Below are 24,366 nucleotides of genomic sequence, written 5' to 3' on the forward strand. Positions count from 1 at the left end.
TTTGCGTTTCAGGTTTTCAGTGCATCAGCCAGCACATCGAAAATGCGGTGGTCGCTCATCTGCGAAATATTGAAGCGCATGGCGCTGCCGGCCGTCTGCGACAGGCTGAAGACATTTCCCGGCGCCAGAACCACGCCCTTTTCCAGCGCGAAGCGGGCGATCTCGGCGGCATCCGCATTGCCGGGAAGCCGGCACCACAAGAACATGCCAGCCTGCGGCTGAAGCAGCGGCTCAATGCCGATCGCCTTCAATCCTGCCGTCACATCCGCCATCGCCCGTGCCAACCGCCCGCGCAGGGCTTCGATATGTTTGCGATAACCGCCATCGCTCAAAACCGTGCGCACCAGTTCGGCATTCATGGCGGCCCCTGCAAAGCTGGTGGCGATCTTCAGGTCGGTCAGCCCATCCAGCCATTCGCGGCGGGTGGCGATGAAACCGCAGCGCATCGATGCCGACAGGGTTTTGGAAAAACTGCCGATCTGGATGACCCGGTCCAGCCCGTCGAAGGCGGCAAGACGTGGTGCCGCGACGAGTTCGAAATCGGCAAAGATATCATCCTCCACGATCGTCAGATCGAACTGCTCAGCCAGTTTCAGCACGCGGTGCGCCACGACCGGCGACAGGACGGCACCGGTCGGATTATGGATGCCGGAATTGGTGATGTAGAGTTTTGGCCGATGCTCGCCGAGAACGCTGGCAAACGCTTCGACATCGGGTCCGGCCGGGCCGTAAGGCACGCCAACGATTTTTACACGGTGGGCACGCAAAAGCGCATGGAAATTGAAATAACAGGGATCGTCGACCAGAACCGTATCGCCGGGCTCCAGCAGCAGTCGGCAAATGAGATCGATCGCCTGCGTGCCGGAATCCGTCAGCATGATCTGGTCCGGCGACACTTCAACCGCGTGTTCTGAAAGCCGCCGGGCGATCAGTTGTCGCAGGCCGGCAAGCCGGAGCGGTGAGCCATAATCCGTCAACACGGATCCGTTGGAACGCGACAGGCCACGCAGAGCCTTGCGGATGCTTTCCTCCGGCAACCAAGAAGGCGGCAGCCAGCCGCAGCCGGGTTTCAGCGTTTCATCACCCGCTTCCAGCGATTGCCGCGACACCCAGAACGGATCGACGGCACGATCGAGTTTTGGCCCGACATCGGCCGGTGAAAACGGTGCCGCCTGACTGGCGACATAAAAACCCGAACCGGGCCGCGACAGGATCGCCCCTTCCGCCACCAATCGTTCATAGGCATCGACCACCGTGGAGGTCGAGACCTTCAGGCTGGCGGCAAGCCCGCGCACCGAGGGAAGTTTCGCGCCGGGCGTCAGGCTGCGGGCGGCAATACGGCTGCGGATCGTCGCCATCACCATGCCGACACGGGTCGTGCCCTCGCCGGATAAACCGGCATCATCGGACGCGCTACTTATGCGTTGCGTCTTGCTGCTCACATCCATCTGTATTGCCCAATACACCATAACAGTTCGATCAAACCGTATCAGACTGTCGATGGTGGCACCAGCCGATTTGAGCGATAGGTCAGCCTGCCGGCCCGCCTCCGCTTGGCGAAAGCAAAATACTTGCGCCGACGAACAGACAGACATAGCAGGACAAGATCATGACCCAGCAAGTCAGCCCCGCCCTCGACCGACCGTTCGACAGCCGCGTCGCCGGGCTCGTGAACGGCATGATCGGCGTGATCATCTTCAGCGGCTCGCTGCCGGCGACACGGCTGGCGGTTACCGGGTTCGATCCGTTTTTCCTGACATTCGCACGCGGCACCATTGCCGGCATCCTGAGCCTCGCACTGCTGCTCGCCTTCAGGGAAAAACGCCCCTCGGCCGCGGACCTCGTGTCGCTTGCCGTCATCGCGCTCGGCGTCGTGGTCGGGTTTCCGCTACTCACGGCCATTGCGCTCCAGCATGTCACTTCGGCGCATTCCATCGTCTTTATCGGCCTTCTGCCATTGGCGACCGCAATTTTTGGCGTCATGCGCGGCGGCGAGCGGCCGAAACCGGTGTTTTGGGTGTTTTCGGCACTCGGCAGCGTGTTGGTCGCGGGTTTTGCGGTATCGCAGGGGCTCACCGCCTCGCCCCTCGGCGACAGCCTGATGCTGGCGGCCGTGATTGCCTGCGGACTGGGTTATGCCGAAGGCGCTCGCCTCTCGAAACGGCTGGGCGGCTGGCAGGTGATCTGCTGGGCTTTGACCATTTCGTTGCCGGTCATGGCCGTGGGCATGGTTTTCGCCTGGCCGCAAAACCTTGCCGAGGTCGCGGCTCCAGCATGGGGCGGCCTCATCTATGTCTCGCTGTTCAGCATGCTGATCGGCTTCATCTTCTGGTATCGCGGACTGGCTCAGGGCGGCACCGCGTCGGTCGGCCAGTTACAGCTGCTGCAGCCCTTCTTCGGGCTGGCGCTGGCCGCCACGCTACTGGGCGAAACGGTGACGCCGCTGATGCTGGTTGCCACGGTCGGTGTCATCGGCTGTGTTGCCGCCGCCCGCCGGTTTGCCCGGTAGGCGGTGACAAATTCAAGATCAGCGTTGCGGCCAGGCTTCCACCGTCTGACCGCCGAACAGACGCTCGGTCGGCATCCGGAAGATGAAATAGGGATTGAGCAGCGGCAGCGCCGTTGCTTCTTCCAGCCGCGCCAGTTGGTCGTCACTCAAAACCACGTCGAGCGACGAGACATTCTGCGTCAACTGTTCCACCCGGCTGGCGCCGATCAACACCGATGACACGCCGAGACGGGCCGAAACCCATTTCAGCGCCACTTCTGCCGGCGAACGGCCGATTTCCGATGCCACCGCCTTCAACACATCGACCACGTCAAAATTGCGCTCCGTAAACAGCATGCCGCCAAACGGATTGTCGCCATTCAGCCGGCCATCGCTGCCGCTCTCGCCGACTTCAGAACCACTATCCGGCAAGGCAGTGGCCCGCCCGGCATCGGCAATCTTGTCACGACCGTATTTGCCGGTCAGCAGGCCGGCGGCAAGCGGGCTCCACGGCACAAGGCCGAGACCGAATTCCTGGCCAGCAGGCAGAAGGTCAAGCTCCACGCCACGATCGATCAGCGAATAGGCATATTGCAGACCGATCGGTTTCGGCAAGCCATGCACTTCGGCCAGCGTCGCCACCTTGGCGAGATACCAGGCGGGCGTATTGGAAAAACCGTAATGCAGGATCTTTCCGGCGCGCACGGCATCGGCAAGCGTCTGCAAGACTTCTTCGGCCGGCGTCGTGCGGTCCCAGACATGCACCCAGTACATGTCGATATAATCGGTCTGCAGCCGCTTCAGCGAACCCTCGATACCGAGCCGAATATTCTTGGCGCCATTGCCGCCCCAGAGCGGCGTGCCCTGCCCGCGCGGAAACCCGGATTTGGTGGTGACCACCAGCCGATCGCGCAACCCGCTATCGGCAAGAAAACGGCCCAGCATATTTTCGCTTTCGCCACCGGAATAGATGTCGGCCGTATCGAGAAAATTACCGCCGAGATCGACATAGGCGTCGAACAGAGCCTGCGACGTCTTTTCGCCCGCTCCCCAGCGACCGGCGCCAAAGGTCATGGTGCCGAGCGCCAGCGGGCTGACGATCAGGCCGGATTTTCCAAGTGTGCGATAGCTGGTGAGGTCCATCATAAATCTCCTTCGTGGTGATGGGAGGCATTTAGCGCTCCGCCCCAGCCAGGATTAGCCATTGCCGCCCGCATGCACTTGTGAGCAGAATGCAGCAATGGAACGCAGTCAGCTCAATGATCTCATGGCATTCGCGACGGTGGCGCGCGAACGCAGCTTTACCCGTGCCGCCGCCATTCTCGGCATGTCGCCCTCGGCGCTCAGCCATGCGATGCGCGGGCTGGAGGAACGGCTCGGCGTGCGGCTGCTGGCCCGCACGACCCGCAGCGTGGCACCCACCGAGGCGGGTGAACGGCTGTTGCAGTCTCTCAATCCGGCACTGTCGGAGATCGAGGGCGGGCTGGAGGCAATGGCCGAATGGCGCGACAACCCGTCCGGCACGGTGCGCATCACCACCTTTGCCTATGCCGCACGCATGGTGCTTTTGCCCAAACTGCCGGCCTTTCTGCAGGCGCATCCCGATGTGCGCGTGGAAGTCAATATCGATGACGGCCTCACTGACATCGTCGCTTCCGGTTTCGATGCGGGTATCCGCCTCGGCGAATCCGTCGCCAAGGACATGATCGCGGTCAAGCTCGGCCCGGATTTGCGGACAGTGGTCGTCGGTACGCCGGATTATTTCAGGCGTTTTCCGCCACCGGAAACCCCTTACGATCTCGATCGTCATGCCTGCATCGGCTACCGACTGACGACATCGGGCGGGCTTCTGCCATGGGAATTCGAAAAGGACGGCAAGGGGATCAGGATCCATACCAATGGCCCGCTGGTCGCCAATGACAGCGACCTGCCCGCAGCGGCTGTACGCGCCGGCGCAGGTCTCGGTTATGTCATGGAACATGACGTTGCCGAGGAAATCGCATCAGGCACATTGGTACAGGTACTGGCGGACTGGTGCCCGGCATTTCCGGGTTTCCACCTCTATCATCCAAGCCGGAGACAATCGCCGCCGGCACTGAGAGCGCTGATTGCGGCGCTGAAGGCGTGAGGTCAGTCGGGAAAGCTGGCCTTTCCCGACCAGCAAACTCTTACTGCCAGACCACCACGCGGGCCTTTTCCGGCACGCGGTCGTAGAGGTCGATAATATCCTGGTTCATCAGGCGCACGCAGCCGGAGGAGACGGCCTTGCCGATGGAATTCCATTCCGGCGATCCGTGCAGGCGATAGAGCGTATCCTGACCGTTCTGGAAGATATAGAGCGCGCGGGCACCGAGCGGGTTGCGAAGGCCCGGCGACATGCCGCCATTCTTGGCGGAATAGGAGATCAGTTCCGGCTGGCGGGCGATCATCTCATCCGGCGGGGTCCATTTCGGCCAGCGCTGACGCCACTGGATGACGCCTTCGCCCTGCCATGCAAACCCTTCGCGGCCGATGCCGACGCCATAACGCATGGCGGTGCCGCCCGGTTCTGTCAGGTAAAGAAAGCGCGACTTCGTATCGACGACGACGGTGCCGGCCGGCTGACCGGTCGAGTTCGATACGCGCTGGCGATAGAAACGCGACGGAATCTGCTGGTAGGGAACGGCCGGAATGACGAAACCGCCATCGGCGATCTGGCCATACATGACGTCGAGTTCGCTATTGCCGCCGCCCATCGACGGATCGACCACCTGCGTGGCGTTGTCGCGATAGGTGATGGTGTAACCACGGGTGACCGGGCCGGAGGAGGCGCAGCCGGCCAATGTTGAGGCCGTCCCCACAGCCATCAGGCTGAGCAGGTTGCGGCGGGAAATCATCGTGTCTGTCATGGGGGCCGTTTCGACTTCGTTACGGGACATCAGCCGCAGTTGCGGCCTTTGGCAGCAGGCGGGACCGTCTTAAACGGGGATCATGAAGATTTGTTCCATGTCATCGTTTTCGACCGGTCAAGCCGCCTGTCGTCTGTCAGAAACATAAGCCTGTCGGAACCACCCGGCCACGAAAAGGCTTAAGGACCTGACGGAATCGTGACGACAATTTCTCCGACCGTGATCAGATCACCACGATCGTCGTTTTGGCGGGGATGCGGTTATAGAGGTCGATGACGTCCTGGTTGAACATGCGCACGCAACCGGAAGAGGTTGCCTTGCCGACCGATTGCCAGTCGGGCGTGCCGTGGACACGGTAGAGCGTGTCCTTGCCATCCTTGTAGATATACATCGCGCGGGCACCCAGCGGATTGTTGAGGCCCGGTGTTGCGCCGCCTTCTGAGGCTGCGAACTGGCGCAGATCCGGCTGGCGGGCAACCATGTCTTCCGGCGGTGTCCAGCGTGGCCATTTGGCCTTCCACTGCACGACACCACGGCCTGTCCAGCCGTAACCGGCCTTGCCGAGGCCGACGCCGTAACGCATCGCCTTGCCGTTTTCCTGCACCAGATAGAGGAAATGCGCCCTGGTATCGACGACTATCGTGCCGGGCGCCTCGTTGGTCTGGTAGGAAACTTCCTGACGCAGGAAACGCTGATTGACACGCGACGTGGGGATGGCGGGCAGCGTATGGCCCTCGTCGCGCATGACCTCATACATCGTGCGATGCACGGGATTGGTAACGGGCAGGCCATAGGTCTGGTGGAAATCGGTCGGGTAGAGCTGGCGTTTATGCGGAATGGCACCTGGCATCGGCGGTGGATTGTTGCTCGGCGGGTCCGCATATTCGGGAACGGCAAAGACCGGCGCGGTCTGCTGCACGAACACGGCCGGGTCCATCAGCGTCGTATCAGTCACGAACAGGCAGCCGGAAAGGCTGGTGGTCGCGAACAGCGTCGTGGCGAGCACGAACACGCGGCGAAGAGGCAGATGAGACAGGGACATGGGCAAAACCGCTTCCGGCAGATGACGTCACGGTCAAACTAGAGACCGCAACTGGCGCGAAGCTGGTGATTTTTCGGATTCTTATGCCAGGAGATCATCCGGGTTGCCGTCTTGGCATTCGCTCTCGCCGGCATTGTCGGGACGCGTTGGCCGCGAAAAATCACGGGCGATCTCGGCCAGCGTCACACCCGCAAAACGTTGCAGCAGCAATTGCTCGGCCTCGGCAAACACGTCCTTCAGCGTCGCGTTGACCGCCTGCTCGATCACGCAGCCCGGCATGTCATAGGCCGGACCGACCGCAAAAACCGAGGGTTCGCCAACGGCGCGATAGATATCGAGCAGCGTCAACTCGTCAAGAGGCCGCGCGAGCGTCCAGCCGCCGCCATGGCCTTTTTCGGAGGTCACATAACCCTTTTCGCGCAGACCGGCCATGGTGCGGCGGATCACCACCGGATTGGTGTCCAGCATTTTTGCGATCATCTCGGATGTCATCGCACCATCGTGATGGCCCATGTGAATAAGCACATGCAGCATGCGCGAAAGCCGACTGTCCTGTCGCATTTTTCCCTACCAATCCAGCGGCCGGCGGCCGTCATGCTTCTCCGCCTTCATACCACACCGCCGCTATTCGTCACAACAAAAGTTGCGTGACTATTGACCGACCAAAATCATGTAACTTATGTTGTGACGAATCTTGAAAGGAGAAAGCCATGACCGATCCCATCCATGACGTCATCATCATCGGCGGCAGCTACGCCGGCCTTTCCGCCGCCTTGCAGCTTGGTCGCGCCCGCCGGGATGTGCTGATCATTGACGAAGGCAAACGCCGCAACCGTTTCGCCGCCCATTCGCACGGGTTTCTGACACAGGATGGCGTCGATCCGGCTATCATCGCTGCTGAAGCCCGCGCGCAGGTGATGGAATACAAGACGATCAACTGGCTTGCCGGTCGTGCCGAAACGGCCGAGCGCACGGAGGACGGTTTTGCCGTAACCGTTGCCGGGAAACGCCATCTGTCGCGACGATTGCTGCTCGCCACCGGCGTACGCGACATTCTGCCGGAGATAACCGGATTGGAGGAACGCTGGGGCAAGGCGGTGTTCCACTGCCCCTATTGCCATGGTTATGAACTCGATCAGGGCCGGATCGGCGTGATCGCGGCATCGGAGCTTTCCATGCATCACGCATTGATGTTGCCGGACTGGGGACCGACGACGCTTCTTCTCAATGACGCCTTCGAACCGGATGCCGAGCAGTTGAAAAACCTCGATGCACGCGGCGTGACACTGGAGCGCAGCCCGATCGCGGCAATTACCGGCCATGCCGATATCCGTCTTGGCGGTGGCCGCACGCTTCCCTTCGCCGGCCTGTTCGCGCTGGCCCGTTACGAGATGACAAACCCTTTGGCGGCGCAACTTGGCCTGCAATTTGAAGAGAACCCGGTGGGGGCGGTGATCAAGACCGATGCGATGAAGGAAACCAGCATGCCCGGCGTGTTTGCCTGCGGTGATGCGGCGCGGCCGATGGCATCGGTGGCGCTGGCCGTTGGAGATGGCAATCTCGCCGGTACCGGCCTGCATCGCTCGCTGATGTTCGGGACTATCTGACCGCACAGCCCGTCAGGAAAACTGGTTGAAGAAGCGAATACTCTCGGTGATCGCCCCCGGCACGACACCGGTGTGAGTGCCGGGCAGCACCATCTTGTCGATCGGCATTTTTGCAGCGCGAACGCGTTCCATCAGCAATTCATGATCGGCATCGAAGGGGCGTTCCTCGCTGCCGCGCAACAGCAGGGTGGGGCATTTCAGGCTCGGCCCGAAACAGACGGATGAGCGCATGATGAACTCTTTCGGATCGGAAGCGTCGAACGGCATCTCGTCCGAATAACGGTGAAAATACCGCCAGGAATTGACGCCTGCGGAAATCGGTGCGGCAGCGCGGAATTTTTGCGTCATCACGGCCAGAAGCGCCAGCGTTCCGCCGTTGGAATGGCCTGCGATGAAAAGGCGATTGCGGTCGATGCCCGGCAGGTCTGCCAGATAAAGCGCCGCCGCCAGAGCATCCGCCGTTTCATCGTAAAAACCGGAATAATTGCCCGCCTGCCCGTTTTCTCCCCGGAAAGACGGATGCAGCACGACAAAGCCGGCGTCCCAATAGGTTTTCATCAGCGCCCAATGGCCGTCACCGGTGGCATTGCCGCCGTGGAGAAACAACACGCCCGGCTTCGGCAGCGATGACGGCTGGTAGTCGGACAACCAGGCGATCAGTTCTATGGAACCATCGGGACCGCCGGCATAGGTCACGCGCCGGGCACCGGGTGGCGTGCCAAGAGGCGTCGATTTTTCCGGCGACGGCCCCTTGCGCAGGAGGTGGGTGTGAAAGCTCTTTCTGGCCAGCGCATAGTCGCGCCGTTCCAGCGGCAGGTTTGTCGGAAGGAAAACATCGAGGGCAGATGCGGGACTGGGCAATATGGCGACAGTCGCGAGACCGGAAATCAGAAAACGCCGTGTCAACTGCACTGCAACCATGGGATATACCTTGCCGACGCAAACCCTGCGGTAATCCAGTAATTGCTCAAATTGCGGCGTTTGCAAGCCCGGCGCCACCTCAATCAACGGACGAGTATAAATTTTAATTTATACTTCATGGAAAATAAAATTTATCTAAAATTGAATATTTCAGCAAATGGTCCCCGGCGAACGATGTCTTTCGCATCACTGTACTAGGATGACCAGTGTAATGACCGATACGAATATAAAAAGCCCGCTGTGGATCAAGATAACCGGCTACGGTTTTGCTGCCGTTCTGTTCGCCAGCGCCGCCATTGGCGGACTTGCCTGGTATCGCCAGGCCGACATGAGTGACAAGGCGCTCTACAGCAAGGCGGCGAGTGATCTCGAGGTCATCCAGACAGACATGGCGGCAATCCAGCGTTCGGCTTCCGCGCTGGCGTTGACCTTGTCCGGCGATCCCGATCTTCCTGCCTATATCGCCGCCAACGACCGGCAGGCGCTGCTGAACAAGTTCTCCAAAAACATTGCCGCGATGAAGGAAGCCGGTGGCCTGCAGATCATCACCTTCGGCAATGCCAAGGGTGACATCGTCGCCCGCATGCATTCACCGGACAAGTTCGGCGACAATGTCATCGGTCGCCGCAAGACGATGCAGGCCGCCGTTTCGACCGGCAAGCTTGCCGCCGGCATCGAACCCGGCCGCGCCGGTATCGGCATCTATGCCGTTGCGCCTGTCGTTGTTGATGGCACGGTCGTCGGCGTCGTCGATGTCGGAACGGAACTCTCGAATGCCTATTTCACGCCGCTTGCCGAACGGCTCGGCGCCGAAATCTCGGTCAATGTCACGCAGGACGGCAAGCTGACCAACCAGTCCTCCACCGAAGGCGGAAACCCGTTCCTGCCGGCGGAAACCATTCAGGCCGCCTTCAATGGCGCCGAGGTGTTCGAGCCGGCCGTGCTGGGCGGGCGAAACATGCTGGTCAAGGCCGTGCCGTTCACATCCTTCTCCGGCGAAAAGATCGGCGTTTTCGAAATCGGCACCGACACGACGGAGATTGCCGCTGCCGCTCGCACGGCGCTTTGGACCATGCTCGGCGTCACGCTTGCCACATCGATCATTGCGCTGACGGCGTTCTTCCTGTTCGCCAAATCGCTCGGCAACGCCATCGGTCGCCTGACCTCGACCATGGGGCGCCTTGCCGCCGGCGACCTGAATGCCACCGTCGAGGGTGAAAACCGCCCGGACGAGACCGGCGCGATGGCGCGTGCGGTGCAGGTATTCAAGGACAATGCGCTGAAGACGAAGGAACTGGAACGCCAGGCCGACGAACAGCGCAACATGACCGAAGAACAGCGCCGACAGAACGCCGAGGAAGCGCGTATCCGTGCAGAACAGATGGCGGAAGCCACCAACGGGCTCGCGACCGGCCTGAAACACCTGTCTTCCGGCGACCTGACCTTTCAGCTCGGCCGTCCGTTCGCACCGGACTTCGAAAGCCTGCGCGCCGATTTCAACGCAACGGTCAGCCAGTTGCGCGGCACGCTCGGCTCGGTCGCGCAGGCGACAAGCTCGATCGACAGCGGCTCGCGCGAGGTCAGCCAGAGCGCCGACGATCTTTCCAAGCGGACCGAACAGCAGGCCGCTTCGCTGGAAGAGACGGCAGCCGCCCTCGACCAGATCACCGTCAATGTGAGCAATTCCTCCAAGCGCGCCGAAGAGGCCCGCACGGTGGCGATCCAGGCCAATGAAAGCGCCCGCCAGTCCGGGGCCGTCGTGGCCGATGCCGTGCAGGCAATGGGTCGTATCGAGGAATCGTCAGGCCAGATCTCCAACATTATCGGCGTGATCGATGACATCGCCTTCCAGACCAATCTTCTGGCGCTCAACGCCGGTGTGGAAGCGGCGCGTGCCGGAGAAGCCGGCAAGGGGTTTGCCGTCGTCGCGCAGGAAGTGCGTGAACTCGCCCAGCGTTCCGCCAATGCGGCAAAAGAGATCAAGGACCTGATCGGCAAATCCTCGATCGAAGTCGGCACCGGCGTCCGGCTGGTGCGGGAAACGGGCGAGGCTCTGCGTGCCATCGAATCCCATATCGTCACCATCAACCAGCATATGGATTCGATCGCCACCTCCTCGCGCGAACAGTCGGTCGGCCTTTCCGAGGTCAACACCGCCGTCAACCAGATGGACCAGGTGACCCAGCAGAATGCCGCCATGGTGGAAGAAGCCAATGCCGCAGGCGCAACACTTGCCACCGAAGCCGGCCGCCTGCGTGAACTGATCAGCCAGTTCCAGCTCGGTCAGAATACCGCCGGTTCAACTCCGGCATCGGTCCTACGCCAGACGGCGGCTGTCATGGCCGCCTCGCCGCGCTCGACACCGGCAGCCTCACCCGCCCGCAGCATGGTCGGCAAGATCGCCCAGGCTTTTGGTGGTCGCGGCAATACGGCAACCGCAGTCGCCACCGACAGCTGGGAGGAATTCTGAGCCGTTCCTGGATTAGCACTGAAAGGATCGGGAGGCGGGAAAGCTCAGGCGTTCCTGCCTTTTTGCTTTGCTGCAGCCCGCGCGGCATCACGCTGTTTGCGCCACTCCAGCAGCGACAGGAGAAACGGGCCGACCGTGACGCCAAGAATGGCGCCGCATACGGTCCATCCCAGAGCGCCACCGCCAATGACCTCCTCGAAGACATAGGCGGCAGCAACCGAACCGATCAGGGCAAGCAGCCCTTTGAATATCCATGCGGATGCCGTCATCCTGTCCCCCCACGACTTGCGCAGCATGATGATCATCATGAGTTGGAACAATGCGCGGCCAATTCAAGCCGTGCCGCTGCATTGGCACCCGTCATTCGAACTCCAGAATCAGATCGTCCGCCGCAAGGCTCTGGCCGAGATCGGCAGCGACATGTTTGATGACGCCGCCACGTTCCGCCTTCAGCACGTTTTCCATCTTCATGGCCTCGACGGCGGCGAGCGGCTGGCCGGCCTCGACGACATCGCCGGCCTGAACCGCAATCGATGTCACGACACCCGGCATCGGGCATAACAGCAATTTCGACGTGTCCGGCGGCTGCTTGATCGGCATCAGCCGTGCAAGTGTCGCAATGTGCGGCGAGCGTACGCGGGCAACGAGATCGACACCGCGGCAACGAAGCCGGATGGCGGACCCGACGAGGTTCACCTTGATCCGCAAAACCGCGTCACCGACGGCAAAATCGGCCAATGTCTGTCCCGGCTTCCAAGAGGAAGAAACCGTCAAGGCAGAGCCGTCACCAAAAACCACCTCTTCGCCTTGGATGGAAAGTGCGATCTCAGTTTGAGGCAGGGCCACGACCCAATCAGGCCCGACCACGGGATGGCGATGGGGCAGGGTGCCGGAAATGTCCGTAGCCCGCGCGCGAACAGTTCGATGGACGAAAGCTGCAATGGCTGCCAGCGTCCTCGACAACGGATCATCCGGCGTGACGCCATCAAATCCGTCTGGAAACTCCTCGGCGATGTAGGCCGTCGTCAGCTTGCCGGACCGAAAGCGCTCCTGGCCCATGACCGCCGACAGAAAGGGCAGGTTATGGCCGATGCCTTCAAGCTCGAAACGGTCCAGCGCCTGCGCCATCGCGTCTATGGCCGCGATGCGAGCCCCATCTCCCTCACCCGGTGTCCAGGTGCAGAGCTTTGCGATCATCGGATCGTAAAACATCGAGATCTCGCCGCCCTCGAAGACGCCGGTATCGTTGCGCAGCAGCGTGCCATCCGGCTGTTCTCCCTCAACCGGCGGCCGATACCGTGTCAGCCGACCGATCGACGGCAAAAAGTTGCGATAGGGATCCTCGGCATAAAGCCGGCTTTCGATCGCCCAGCCATCCAGCTTCACATCAGCCTGACCAAAGGACAATCTTTCACCGGCGGCGATGCGGATCATCTGTTCGACGAGATCGATACCGGTCACAAGCTCCGTCACCGGATGTTCCACCTGCAGGCGGGTGTTCATTTCCAGAAAATAGAATTTTCGCGCGCCATCGACGATAAATTCCACCGTACCGGCAGAATGATAACCGACGGCCTTTGCCAGTGCGACGGCCTGTTCGCCCATGGCCTTTCGCGTGGCGGCATCGAGAAACGGCGAAGGCGCTTCCTCGATGACCTTCTGGTTTCGCCGCTGGATCGAGCATTCGCGCTCGCCGAGATAAAGCGTTGTTCCGTGCTGGTCGCCCAGAACCTGGATTTCGATATGGCGCGGCTGGGTGACGAATTTTTCGATGAAGATGCGATCATCGCCAAAGGCATTTTTCGCCTCGTTCTTCGAAGACTGAAATCCCTCGCGTGCTTCGGCCTCATTCCAGGCAATGCGCATGCCCTTGCCGCCACCGCCGGCGGATGCCTTGATCATCACTGGGTAACCGATCGATGCCGCGATCCTCACCGCTTCCTCGGCATCTTCGATCACGCCCATATGACCGGGCACGGTGGAAACACCGGCATCGGCAGCGATCTTTTTCGAGGTGATCTTGTCACCCATCGCCTCGATCGCGCCCACCGGCGGGCCGATAAAAGCCACGCCTTCCTTTGCGAGCGCTGCCGCGAAAGCCGCATTTTCCGACAGAAACCCGTAGCCGGGATGCACGGCGTCCGCCCCGGTCTGCCGGATGGCGTCGATGATCCGCTCGATGACGAGATAGGACTGGGCGGAGGGGGCGGCACCGATATGCACCGCCTCGTCGGCCATCGAGACATGCAGCGCATTGGCGTCGGCATCCGAATAGACGGCGACGGTGGCAATGCCCATCTTTTTTGCCGTCCGGATGACCCTGCAGGCGATTTCACCACGATTGGCAATGAGGATTTTCTTGAACATGGCGGGCCTCCTCAAAGCGGGATCGTGTCGTGTTTTTTCCAATGCGTCTGCACCTGCTTGCCCCGCAGGGAAGCGAATGCACGGGCAATGCGCCGACGCGAGGAATGCGGCATGATCACCTCATCGATAAACCCGCGTTCGGCGGCCACGAACGGATTGGCGAAACGCTCCTCATATTCCTTTGTCCGCGCCGCGATTTTTTCAGGATCACCGAGTTCGGAGCGGTAGAGAATTTCGGTCGCACCTTTGGCGCCCATCACGGCAATCTCGGCCGTCGGCCAGGCGTAGTTGATGTCGGCGCCGATATGTTTTGACGCCATCACGTCATAGGCACCACCGTAAGCCTTGCGCGTGATCAGCGTCACCATCGGTACGGTTGCTTCCGAATAGGCGAACAGCAGTTTTGCGCCATGCTTGATGACACCGCCATATTCCTGCGCGGTGCCGGGCAGGAAACCGGGCACATCCACCAGCGTCAGCAGCGGAATGGAGAAGGCATCGCAGAACCGCACGAACCGCGCGGCCTTGCGTGATGAATCGATATCGAGGCAACCGGCCAGCACCATCGGCTGGTTGGCGACAACGCCCACCGTCTGCCCTTCCAGCCGGATAAAGCCGGTGATGATGTTTTTGGCAAACGCTTCCTGAATTTCGAAAAAGTCGCCTTCATCGGCCAGCGCGAGGATCAGTTCCTTCATGTCATAGGGTTTGGCCGCGCTGTCGGGGATCAGCGTGTCGAGCCGATTTTCCACGCGGTTCGGATCGTCGTGAAAGGGACGCGAGGGCACACCGCTGCGATTGTTGGCCGGCAAAAAATCGAACAGCTGGCGCACCGCTTCCAGCGCCTCGATATCGTTTTCAAACGCCGCATCGGCCACGGAGGATTTTTGCGTGTGGGTGCGGGCACCGCCCAGATCCTCCGCCGAAACGATCTCGTTGGTGACGGTTTTCACCACATCCGGCCCGGTGACGAACATGTAGGACGTATCACGCACCATGAAGATGAAATCGGTCATGGCCGGCGAATAGACGGCACCACCGGCGCAGGGGCCCATGATGACAGAGATCTGCGGGATGACGCCCGAGGCCTCGGCATTGCGGCGAAAGACTTCCGCATAACCACCAAGCGAGGCGACACCTTCCTGAATACGGGCGCCACCACTGTCATTGAGGCCGATGATCGGAGCGCCGACCTTCACGGCCATATCCATGACCTTGCAGATCTTTTGCGCATGGGTTTCCGAAAGGGAACCGCCGAGCACGGTGAAATCCTGGGAAAACACATAGACCTGCCGGCCGTTGATCGTGCCCCAGCCGGTCACGACGCCGTCGCCTGCGATCTTCTGGTTCTCCATGCCGAAATCGGTGCAGCGATGGGTGACATACATGTCGAATTCTTCGAACGAGCCCTCGTCCAGCAGAACCTCGATGCGTTCGCGCGCCGTCAGCTTGCCCTTGGCATGCTGCGCATCGATGCGCTTCTGCCCACCGCCCAGCCGCGCCTCGGCACGGCGGCGTTCCAACTCGTCCAGCACAGTCTGCATGATGCCTCCCGATATGCACTTCCCGGAAGTCATAACTGATGAATGCCAAACGGAAAACAAGGCGCGAGCATGCGTTGGACGTTTGAGGCAAAACCCGTCCGGTCAGATCAGCCCGACAGTGATGGCCGCCAGCACGGCGTAACGCACTGTTTTTGCGATGGCGACCAGAAGAATGAAGACCGGCAGCGGTTCTCGCATCACACCGGCGACAACCGTCAACGGATCGCCGATGATCGGCAGCCAGCTGCCCAAAAGCGACCATTTTCCATAACGCCGGTACCAGCCCTGCGCCCGCTCAAGCGCCTGCTGCCTGATCGGAAACCAGCGCCGATTGCGGAACCGTTCTATGCCGCGTCCCAGAACCCAGTTGAGGATGGAACCGAGAATGTTGCCCACGGAGGCGACCGAGACCAGCAGCCAGACCGGGTGCCCGCCTTTCAGGATCAGCCCGACAAGCACCGCCTCGGACTGCGCCGGCAGGATTGTCGCGGCGACGAGGGCCGCCATGAAAAGCGTGAGATAAGCGGTCATGTCCTCGGCTTATACCGGGATCGCGATCAAACACACGTCAAAACCCCGGCATGAGAATGCGCAAGTCGCATCCGACGTTCCGTATGCTCCATGCCAAGCGATCAACAGGCCGATAAAATATCGGCCACCCACATTAAATCAACGGTAGCATTTTTATTATTTTAGCACCATAAGTAGCAGTCATCGCATTCCAAATCATCAGATCAAATCAATATTCGCACCCGGGAACACAACCCGTGCGGTCGGTTCCCGTCGTGACGATCCAATGGAGAGGGACGTTCATGTCAGAGATCAAATACTCACCGTCGCGTCGCTCGTTGCTGCGTGGCATGACAGCGTTGGCAGGTGCCTATTTCGCCTCACCGCTGATCTGGGGGTTGCGTCAGGCCCATGCAGCCTATGAAACAACAAAGCCAAAACTCGACAAGGACTTCGGCGCCGGTCGCAGTGTCGCTATCATCGGCGGCGGTGTGGCTGGATTGACGGCGGCATATACGCTGGCCAATGCGGGTTTCAAAGTCGCCGTGTTTGAGGCAGACACGCGTTACGGTGGCCGCAGCCTCACAGCCCGTCCGTCGGATGCGAGATACAGGGATTGGTGGTTCGAGAAATACAACCCCGAAAAACGTTTCCCGGCCATGTATGTCGATCGATATCAGGAGCGCCCGGAAAGTCCTGCGGCTGGTGAACAGATCTGCACATTCATGGATGACAAATGGGCCGCGAATGACTATCGCGGCAATCCCGTGGAACTTTTCCTCAATGCAGGGCCGGGGCGCATTCCATCCATCCATGTCGATCTGATTGCCCTTTGCCAGGAAATCGGCGTGGCTCTGGAACCCTATTTCTTCCTGTCCACATCAAACCTGCTGCAAAACGACACATTCCGGGGTGGTGAGCCTATCCCGTTCGGGCAGGTCAATTACAGCCTTTTCAACCAAATGGCTGCGATGATGTACAAGGTGACGCAGGAAGTTGTGAAGCTGCAAGGTGGCATCGGCAGCGAAGAAGCCTCTACTCTCGACGACCTCTATCGACTATTCGGCGATCTTACCAAAGACGGTCAGACGCAAAAAACATCACGGCTTGGTTACATCAAACTGCCGGGCGGCTGGAGAGACGCCGGTATCGAGCGCGAACCGATGCCAGTGGATCAAATCCTCGCATCCGACTTCATCGGCAAGGCGGATGAAAATCCGGAACTCTCACCCGGCTCGTTCCTCTTCAATTCCTACAACATCGATTGGCAACCGACCCTGATGCAGCCCGTTGGTGGCATGGATCGGATCTGGCAGCAATTGCTGTTGCAAGATGTTCCCTCGACGGCATTCTGGGACACGGACATTCAGAAAAAATCGGGTGAGAACCCCAAGGTTGGCGATCTCGTTCTGCTCGAAACAGGTGTTTCCAATGTCACCGTCCTCGACAAGGGGGCCAGCCTGACGTTTCAACAACCGGGCCGGAATGCACCATCGAAGGTCACGTTCGATTTCTGCGTATCCACCATGGCCCCTTCGCTGCTCAAGGCGGTTCTGGAACCCGATAACATTCCACCGGATTTTCTGGCCGGTCTGGCGGAATTCTCCAAAACAGGAGGAGACTGGGGCAGCGATCCAACCCCCGATCTCTGGACACCGGCAATCAAGGTGGGGTGGCAAGGCAAGGATCGTTTCTGGGAAACCAAGAACGAAATCTATGGCGGCATTTCCTGGACCACCGATATCATCGGCCAGATCTGGTATCCATCAGAGGATTTTACGGCGCATACGGGCATTCTGACAGGCGCCTATAACCGTGGACAACTGGCGACGGTATACGCACGACAGAATCAGGAACAACGCCTCGCCACTGCCAGGGTCGGGCTTGGAAAACTCCACAAGGGTGAAGAGGACAATGTTACGCATGGCATGTCCATTGCCTGGCAATACATGCCTCATCAGGTTGGCGGATGGGCATCCGATACCGCCACGACAAATCAGGCAGTCTACCAACAGATCACGACATTCAAGGAAAATGGCTATTTCTATTGCGCCGGTGACACATGGAGTTACTGGCCCGGATGGCAGGAAGGTTCTGTCGCATCCGCCTATTGCGCAGTCGATGCCATAGCCCAGACCATCAGGGCAGGGAAATAACACAGGGCTCCCTGCATGCTTCCATGGGCAGAAGAGCCATGCCCGCACTCCGGGCATGGCTTTATATTGGCGGGTCGCACCCCACCAAAATGCTCACGGCGATAAACCACGCCTCAAAAATGTCATTAACTGACATAATTATTGTCTCTTAACGTCAATCGCCGACTTGAATGCAAACCCCATGAGCAACCGTCGAGATGATGCCCGCCTGACCGTGTCGCGCCATGCCGCAACGCTTTTTCTGGAGAATGGTCTGGCGGAAACCAGCGGCGCTGAGATCGCTGCCGCCTCGGGCTTGTCCGAGCGCACGATCTGGCGTTATTTCGCCAGCAAGGAAAGCTGCGTCGAGCCATTGTTCCTGTCCACCGCCCTGCGCTTTCACACCAAACTGCGGCAGTGGCCCCGCAATGTTTCGATCGACACGCATCTGCACGAATGCTGCCGGCTGGATGATGCGACGCCGCAGGACATGATCGATGGACTTCTGGTGGTGCGACTGCTGACCAGGATGGAGGCGGAACCGGCACTGCGCGCCGTCTGGCTGTCTGCCTCGCATCAGGTGGAGCAGGACATGATCGACATCATCGCCGATCGCCTCGACCGATCGAAAAAGGATTTTGATGTCCGCCTTTGCGCCGCAACCGTTGCCGCCGCCATGCGGTTGATCGACGAGACGATCAGCATCGCTGCAATCGAACACGGCCAGCAATTCACCACCGAGCAGATCGCGCAGGAGATGGCGCAGGCCATTCGCAAGGCCAGCACCCTGCCGATCTGCGACCCGATTGCCCCCAATGTTTTTGGCGTATCCAGCCATTCATCGCCCTGAAGGACAGACCATGACGACCAAAGCCATCAAATTTGCGAGCGTTTTCGGCCTCGTCCTCCTGACCGCCGGCCCACTCGGCGCCCAGCAGCCCAAGCCGGATGGACCGTTGGAACTGGCCCCGGTCGATGTCAGCAAGACCGTGCGGCAGGATATCGCCACCGAGGTGCGCATTGCCGGTTCGCTGACGCCGATCCGCCGCTCGAACCTGACATCGCGGGTGTCCTCGACCATTGTCGAACTGCCGGTGCAGATCGGCGATGTCGTCAAGAAAGGCGACCTCCTGGTGCGGTTCGATACCGAGGCACTCGCCTCCGCCGTCACCGCTCGCAAGGCGGAAATCGATGCACTCGATGCCCAGGTCGAGCTGGCCGAATCCGTGCTCGAACGCAACACGGCGCTCGGCGAACGGGGCGCGGCATCGGATGCGACACGGCTTGAAGCACGCGCCAACCTGTTGAACCTGCGCGCACAGCTGCGCTCGAAACAGGCCGAAGTGGCGGATTCCGAACGTTCGCTGGCCTATGGGGAACTGCGCGCCGAATTCGACGGTGTCGTTTCCGCCCGCCCGGTGGAACAGGGGCAGACCGTTGCGCTCAACGCAGAGCTTATGACGATCGTCGATCTCAGCCGCATGGAAGTCGATGCCGGCGTACCGACCAGCCGTATCCCGCTGGTGCGCCTCGATCAGCCGGTGGAGCTTTCCGTGGAAGGATTTGCCGGCCGCACCTTTGCCGGCAAGGTCATGCGCATCTCGCCGACCGCCGTTGCCGGCTCGCGGGCCGTTCGCGTCTTCATCGCCATCGACAATAACGAAGGCCTGCTGCGTGGCGGCATGTTCACCACCGGCATTCTCAAGGTCGATGACCAGAAGAACGTGATCGCCCTGCCCGCTGCTGCAATCCGCCACGACAGCGAGGGCACTTATGTCCTCAAGGTCGAGGGCAATGCGCTGCGTCGCCAAGCAGTCAATCTCGGGACGAGCTGGACGGATCGCAACCTCGTTCAGGTCTCAGGCGTCGAAGAGGGCGAAACGATCGTGACGGCACCGCTGCCGGATCTGGTCGCCGGCACCACTGTCAGCGTCGAGGGTCTCTGACATGTTTCTCACCCGTATCAGCGTCGGCCATCCCGTTTTCGCCACCATGATGATGGTGACGATCCTCGTCGTCGGCCTCTTTTCCTATTCGCGCCTCGGCGTCGACCAGTTCCCGGAAACCGATCTGCCGATCGTCGTGGTCGCCACCACCTATACCGGCGCCTCTCCGGCATCGGTGGAAAGCGAAGTGTCGCGACCGATCGAATCCTCGCTCAACACGATCGGCGGCATCGATACGATCACCTCGGAATCCTACGAGGGACGCTCGATCGTCGTCGTGCAGTTCGAACTTGATGTCGATAGCCAGGTGGCGGCACAGGAAGTGCGCGACCGTGTGGCGCGTCTCGAAGCCTCCTTCCCGGATGAGGTGGATACGCCACAGGTGACCCGCTTCAACCCGGATGACCAGCCGATCTTGTCGATCGCGGCCTCCTCCCCCACCCGCACGCTGTCGGAAATCACCACGCTTGCCGACCGCGTCATCACCAATCGCCTGAATGTCATCGGTGGTGTCGGCCAGATTTCGCTGGTCGGCGGCAGTGAGCGGCAGGTTCTCGTCGTCGTCGATCCGGACCGGCTGGAGGCTTATGGCGTCGGCGTTTCCACGATCATGGATGCCATTCGCCGTGAAAACCAGGACCGCGCCGCCGGCACGCTGATTTCCGGCATCAACCAGCGTATCGTTACCGTGGAAGGCCGCATTCCCGACGCGGCTGGCTTCAATAGCATCATAGTGGCGCAGAGCGGCGGTTACCCCGTCTATCTCTCCGATGTCGCATCCATTCTCGATACCGGTGCCGAGGTGACGAGCCGCGCCACCTATCAGGGCGTTCCGTCGCTCGGGCTCGATATCGTCAAGGTGCAGGGCGCCAATACCGTCGAAGTGGCTGCAGCTCTGAGAAAAGAGATCGCCACGCTCAATACAGAGCTTGCCAAGGAAAATGTCGAGCTCACCATCACCCGCGACAACTCGCGCGCCATTGCCGCGCAGGTTTCCGAAGTACAGCGCACGCTCATCGAAGGCGGCGTGCTGACCGTTCTGATCGTTTTCGTGTTCCTCAATTCCTGGCGGTCCACGGTGATTACCGGCCTGACACTGCCGATTTCGGTCATCGGCACGTTCGCGGTCATCTATGCGCTCGGTTTCACGCTCAACACGATGACGCTGATGGCCTTGTCGCTGTCGATCGGCATTCTCATCGATGACGCGATCGTTGTGCGTGAAAACATCACCCGCCACCTGCAGATGGGCAAGGACCATATCAAGGCGGCGCTCGACGGCACCAACGAGATCGGCCTTGCCGTGCTCGCCACCACGCTCTGCATCGTCGCGGTCTTCCTGCCCGTTGCCTTCATGGGCGGCCTGATCGGTCGTTTTTTCCTGCAGTTCGGCGTCACCGTTGCCGCTGCCGTGATGATCTCGCTGTTCGTGTCCTTCACGCTCGATCCGATGTTGTCGAGTGTCTGGTACGACCCACAGAGCCAGAAGGGCGCCAAGCGCGGTTTGCTTGGCCGCGCCGTCGAACGTTTCGACCACTGGTTCGAAGGACTGGCTGGACGTTATCGCTCGCTGATCCACTGGACCTTTGACCATCGCAAGACGACGATTGCCATCGTCGTCGCCATGTTCGTCGGCAGCTTGGCTCTCGTGCCGCGTATCGGCGCCGAATTCCTGCCGCCGGCCGATCAGGGCGAAGTCAGCGTGTCGCTGGAAGCGGCTCAAGGCTCCTCGCTCGATTACATGGCCGCAAAGGTCAGCCAGGTCGAAAAGGCACTGCGCGAATTCCCTTACGTTTCCGCTACCTATTCCACCATCAATTCCGGCGGCGCGCGCGGTTTCAACCAGGCAAGCGTTGCCGTGCAGCTCGTGCCCAGCGCCGACCGGTCGGTCACGACGGCGCAAAGCATAGATCCGATCCGCCAGCGGCTTGCCCGCGTGGCCGGTCTTGAAATCTCGGTCGGCCAGTCTTCCGGCATGGGCGGAGCGTCGAAGCCGCTGCAGCTTTCCATCCTCGGCGATGGCGATCAGGAACTGCGCCGGATCTCCGACCAGATCACCACGGCGCTCGCCGCCATTCCGGGTGCTACGGAAGTGGAATCCTCAATCGAAAACGTGCGGCCGACACTGGCCGTGCGCGTGCGTCGCGAAGCGGCCAGCGATCTTGGCGTCTCCATCTCGACGATCGGCGATACGCTGCGGCCGCTGGTGGCGGGCGATGCCATTTCCGTCTGGAACGCACCGGACGGCGAATCCTACGACGTGACCTTGCGCCTTCCCGCAACAGGCCGTCGCGATGCCGCCCAGCTGCGCAATCTCACCATCTCCACCGGTCGCACGGATGATGACGGCAAGCCGATCACCGTGTTGCTTGATCAGGTCGCCGACGTGGTGGAAAGCACGGCGCCCGACGCAATCACCCGCAAGGACCTGTCGCGCGAAGTGCGGATTTCCAGCAATGTCGAAGGCCGGGCGCTGGGCGACATCACCACGGACCTCAACGCCGCCATCGCAAAAATGGATATCCCGGTCGGGTATCGCATCTCCTTCGGCGGCGACGCGGAAAACCTCACGGAAAGCATGGGCTATGCCGTGCAGTCGCTCGTGCTCGCCATCATCTTCATCTACATCATCCTCGCTTCGCAGTTCGGCTCCTTCATCCAGCCGATCGCCATCATGATGACATTGCCGCTCTCCCTGATCGGCGTTCTGCTCGGGCTTTTGTTCACTGGCTCGACGCTCAACATGTTTTCCATGATCGGCTTCATCATGCTGATGGGCCTCGTCACCAAGAATGCCATCCTGCTGGTCGATTATTCCAATCTCGGTGTTCGGGAAGGAAAGACACTGCGCCAAAGCCTTGCCGATGCCGGTGCGGTGCGCCTTCGGCCGATCATCATGACCACGCTCGCCATGATTTTTGGCATGTTGCCGATGGCGCTGGGGCTTGGCGAAGGTGGCGAACAGCGTGCACCGATGGCGCATGCGGTGATCGGCGGGCTGATTTCTTCCACCCTGCTGACGCTGGTTTTCGTGCCCGTAGTGCTGACCTATCTCGATGGCATGGGACGGCGCGTCAGCCGCTGGTTTGCACATTCGCCGGAAAAGCCGGCTCAAAACCTTCCCGAAGCCGATCACTCCCCTAATTAACGGCCCGCTGACATATACTCGTAAATGTCGGCCTAGGGGTTTTGAAGGAAACAAAGATGAAGAAAATTGTTTTGACCGGTCTCGTTGCAATCGGACTGGCCGCACCGGCTTTCGCTCAGGCAACCAACGAGCAGATCGAAATGGCCTATACTTCGGCCCGCAATCAGCTCGGCGTTCTGAAATATTGCCAGAACGAAGGCCATATCGACGGCGAGGCCGCCACCGTTCAGACGAAGCTGATCGCGCTCATCCCGGCTCCTTCCGACACCGCCAAGGGTGACGAGGCAGAAAAGACCGGCGAGGCAGGCACCGTTGCCGCCATGGGCGTGAACCAGGAAATTGCCGCCACCGCCAAGGCACAGAACATTACCGAAAAGCAGTTTTGCGAAACCGTCGCCAATGCGATCAAGCAGGTCGCCGGCCAGCTGCCGAAGTAATATTCATCCCGCCCGCTTGATTGCGATGGCGGGAATGAGATGATCAGACGACCGGTCGGCACACGCCGCCGGTCGTTTGTCGTTGTGGGCTGCGTCAACCGAAATGCCTTTTCATTGGGCAAAAAGCCCATGCGGCATGCATGCCGGTTGTCTATCTCCCAACTGACGCATAAAGCAGGCGATCAAATGAATGCCGGATATCCGGCCAACAAGGAGAGCGGCGTGCTGACCCTTCTGGACTATGCGGGTGTCGTCGTTTTCGCCGCCGCGGGCGCGCTTGCCGCATCGCGCAAGCAGCTTGATATCATCGGCTTCCTGTTTTTCGCGGCGGTCACCGGCGTTGGCGGCGGAACCCTGCGCGATCTCATCCTCGGCCGGCTGCCGGTCTTCTGGGTGAAGGAACCGATCTATATTCTCGTCTGCGTCGCCACGGGCATTCTGGTGTTCTTCACGGCCCAATTTGTCGAATGGCGTTACAAGCTTCTGCTCTGGCTGGATGCCATCGGCCTTGCCGCCTATAGTGTCATGGGCGCGCTGATCGGTCTTGAAACCACCGGCTCCCCCATCATCGCCATCGTCACCGGCATGCTGACCGCCACCTGCGGCGGCGTGTTGCGCGATATTCTCGCCGATGAACCTTCCGTGCTGCTGCGTCCGGAAATCTATATTACGGCGGCGCTCGCCGGCGCCGGCGCCTTTGTGCTGTGCCACGCGCAGGGTGTCCCGCTTTATCTCAGCGCAGCAGCCGGCTTTGCCGTCGCCTTTGCGCTGCGCGGTGGTGCGCTCTATTACAGCTGGACAATCCCGCGCTATCGGCCGCGCCCGGGTCGCGATCCGGATGACGCTCTGAAGTAATAAAGCGA

At 60.5% G+C, this 24,366-nt stretch carries 20 protein-coding genes; 10 read left to right on the forward strand and 10 right to left on the reverse strand.

The window, feature by feature from the left end:
* Positions 1-8: 8 nt before the first annotated feature.
* Complete coding sequence (locus tag J2T09_RS01650; RefSeq protein WP_306830791.1) at positions 9-1,364, reverse strand: aminotransferase-like domain-containing protein; 1,356 nt, start codon at positions 1,362-1,364, stop codon at positions 9-11.
* A 245-nt stretch (positions 1,365-1,609) separates the two neighbouring features.
* Here J2T09_RS01650 and J2T09_RS01655 point away from each other — a divergent pair, with 245 nt between their 5' ends.
* Complete coding sequence (locus J2T09_RS01655) at positions 1,610-2,509, forward strand: DMT family transporter (RefSeq protein ID WP_306830358.1); 900 nt, start codon at positions 1,610-1,612, stop codon at positions 2,507-2,509.
* Between the two features lie 18 nt (positions 2,510-2,527).
* Here J2T09_RS01655 and J2T09_RS01660 read toward each other — a convergent pair whose 3' ends face one another.
* Entirely contained in the window at positions 2,528-3,631 is a 1,104-nt protein-coding gene (locus J2T09_RS01660) for an aldo/keto reductase (protein WP_306830361.1), read from the reverse strand.
* A gap of 97 nt (positions 3,632-3,728) precedes the next feature.
* Between J2T09_RS01660 and J2T09_RS01665 the strand changes: the two genes are divergently transcribed.
* Entirely contained in the window at positions 3,729-4,616 is an 888-nt protein-coding gene (locus J2T09_RS01665) for a LysR family transcriptional regulator (protein WP_306830363.1), read from the forward strand.
* Between the two features lie 40 nt (positions 4,617-4,656).
* Here J2T09_RS01665 and J2T09_RS01670 read toward each other — a convergent pair whose 3' ends face one another.
* The 3 genes from J2T09_RS01670 to J2T09_RS01680 form a co-directional block, all read right to left on the reverse strand.
* Positions 4,657-5,376 carry a L,D-transpeptidase gene (locus J2T09_RS01670; RefSeq protein WP_306830365.1) on the reverse strand — a complete coding sequence of 240 codons (720 nt, stop codon included), beginning with the start codon at positions 5,374-5,376 and terminating at the stop codon, positions 4,657-4,659.
* A 223-nt stretch (positions 5,377-5,599) separates the two neighbouring features.
* Positions 5,600-6,418, reverse strand: coding sequence for a L,D-transpeptidase (locus J2T09_RS01675; RefSeq protein ID WP_306830367.1), 819 nt, complete (start codon positions 6,416-6,418; stop codon positions 5,600-5,602).
* A gap of 81 nt (positions 6,419-6,499) precedes the next feature.
* A complete protein-coding gene (locus J2T09_RS01680; RefSeq protein WP_306830368.1) occupies positions 6,500-6,979 on the reverse strand; it encodes an Rrf2 family transcriptional regulator in 480 nt (159 codons plus the stop codon).
* 149 nt (positions 6,980-7,128) lie between these two features.
* Between J2T09_RS01680 and J2T09_RS01685 the strand changes: the two genes are divergently transcribed.
* Entirely contained in the window at positions 7,129-8,025 is an 897-nt protein-coding gene (locus J2T09_RS01685) for an NAD(P)/FAD-dependent oxidoreductase (protein ID WP_306830370.1), read from the forward strand.
* A gap of 12 nt (positions 8,026-8,037) precedes the next feature.
* Here J2T09_RS01685 and J2T09_RS01690 read toward each other — a convergent pair whose 3' ends face one another.
* The gene (locus tag J2T09_RS01690; RefSeq protein WP_306830372.1) at positions 8,038-8,946 is read right to left on the reverse strand and encodes an alpha/beta hydrolase family protein; all 909 of its coding nucleotides are present in this window, start codon (positions 8,944-8,946) and stop codon (positions 8,038-8,040) included.
* A gap of 211 nt (positions 8,947-9,157) precedes the next feature.
* Here J2T09_RS01690 and J2T09_RS01695 point away from each other — a divergent pair, with 211 nt between their 5' ends.
* Positions 9,158-11,416 carry a methyl-accepting chemotaxis protein gene (locus tag J2T09_RS01695; RefSeq protein WP_306830375.1) on the forward strand — a complete coding sequence of 753 codons (2,259 nt, stop codon included), beginning with the start codon at positions 9,158-9,160 and terminating at the stop codon, positions 11,414-11,416.
* A gap of 44 nt (positions 11,417-11,460) precedes the next feature.
* Here the strand turns inward: J2T09_RS01695 and J2T09_RS01700 are convergent, their stop codons facing one another.
* The 4 genes from J2T09_RS01700 to J2T09_RS01715 form a co-directional block, all read right to left on the reverse strand.
* Positions 11,461-11,712 (reverse strand): hypothetical protein, encoded by a 252-nt coding sequence (locus J2T09_RS01700; protein WP_306830377.1) that lies wholly within the window; start codon positions 11,710-11,712, stop codon positions 11,461-11,463.
* A 64-nt stretch (positions 11,713-11,776) separates the two neighbouring features.
* Complete coding sequence (locus tag J2T09_RS01705) at positions 11,777-13,783, reverse strand: acetyl-CoA carboxylase biotin carboxylase subunit (RefSeq protein WP_306830379.1); 2,007 nt, start codon at positions 13,781-13,783, stop codon at positions 11,777-11,779.
* Between the two features lie 11 nt (positions 13,784-13,794).
* A complete protein-coding gene (locus J2T09_RS01710; RefSeq protein ID WP_306830381.1) occupies positions 13,795-15,327 on the reverse strand; it encodes an acyl-CoA carboxylase subunit beta in 1,533 nt (510 codons plus the stop codon).
* A gap of 102 nt (positions 15,328-15,429) precedes the next feature.
* On the reverse strand, positions 15,430-15,858 hold the full coding sequence (locus tag J2T09_RS01715) for a YqaA family protein (protein ID WP_306830383.1): 429 nt from the start codon (positions 15,856-15,858) through the stop codon (positions 15,430-15,432).
* 281 nt (positions 15,859-16,139) lie between these two features.
* Here J2T09_RS01715 and J2T09_RS01720 point away from each other — a divergent pair, with 281 nt between their 5' ends.
* The 6 genes from J2T09_RS01720 (at position 16,140) to J2T09_RS01745 (ending at position 24,358) form a co-directional block, all read left to right on the forward strand.
* On the forward strand, positions 16,140-17,993 hold the full coding sequence (locus J2T09_RS01720) for a flavin monoamine oxidase family protein (protein ID WP_306830385.1): 1,854 nt from the start codon (positions 16,140-16,142) through the stop codon (positions 17,991-17,993).
* 181 nt (positions 17,994-18,174) lie between these two features.
* A complete protein-coding gene (locus J2T09_RS01725; RefSeq protein ID WP_306830387.1) occupies positions 18,175-18,822 on the forward strand; it encodes a TetR/AcrR family transcriptional regulator in 648 nt (215 codons plus the stop codon).
* Positions 18,823-18,832: 10 nt separating this feature from the next.
* Positions 18,833-19,918: an efflux RND transporter periplasmic adaptor subunit gene (locus tag J2T09_RS01730; RefSeq protein ID WP_306830389.1), complete on the forward strand. Its 1,086-nt coding sequence runs from the start codon at positions 18,833-18,835 to the stop codon at positions 19,916-19,918.
* 1 nt (position 19,919) lies between these two features.
* Positions 19,920-23,066 (forward strand): efflux RND transporter permease subunit, encoded by a 3,147-nt coding sequence (locus J2T09_RS01735; protein ID WP_306830392.1) that lies wholly within the window; start codon positions 19,920-19,922, stop codon positions 23,064-23,066.
* A gap of 56 nt (positions 23,067-23,122) precedes the next feature.
* Positions 23,123-23,503 carry a pore-forming ESAT-6 family protein gene (locus J2T09_RS01740; protein ID WP_306830394.1) on the forward strand — a complete coding sequence of 127 codons (381 nt, stop codon included), beginning with the start codon at positions 23,123-23,125 and terminating at the stop codon, positions 23,501-23,503.
* A 186-nt stretch (positions 23,504-23,689) separates the two neighbouring features.
* Positions 23,690-24,358 carry a trimeric intracellular cation channel family protein gene (locus J2T09_RS01745; RefSeq protein ID WP_306830395.1) on the forward strand — a complete coding sequence of 223 codons (669 nt, stop codon included), beginning with the start codon at positions 23,690-23,692 and terminating at the stop codon, positions 24,356-24,358.
* Positions 24,359-24,366 lie beyond the last annotated feature (8 nt).

Source organism: Neorhizobium huautlense (assembly GCF_030811685.1).
Taxonomy (GTDB): domain Bacteria; phylum Pseudomonadota; class Alphaproteobacteria; order Rhizobiales; family Rhizobiaceae; genus Neorhizobium; species Neorhizobium huautlense_A.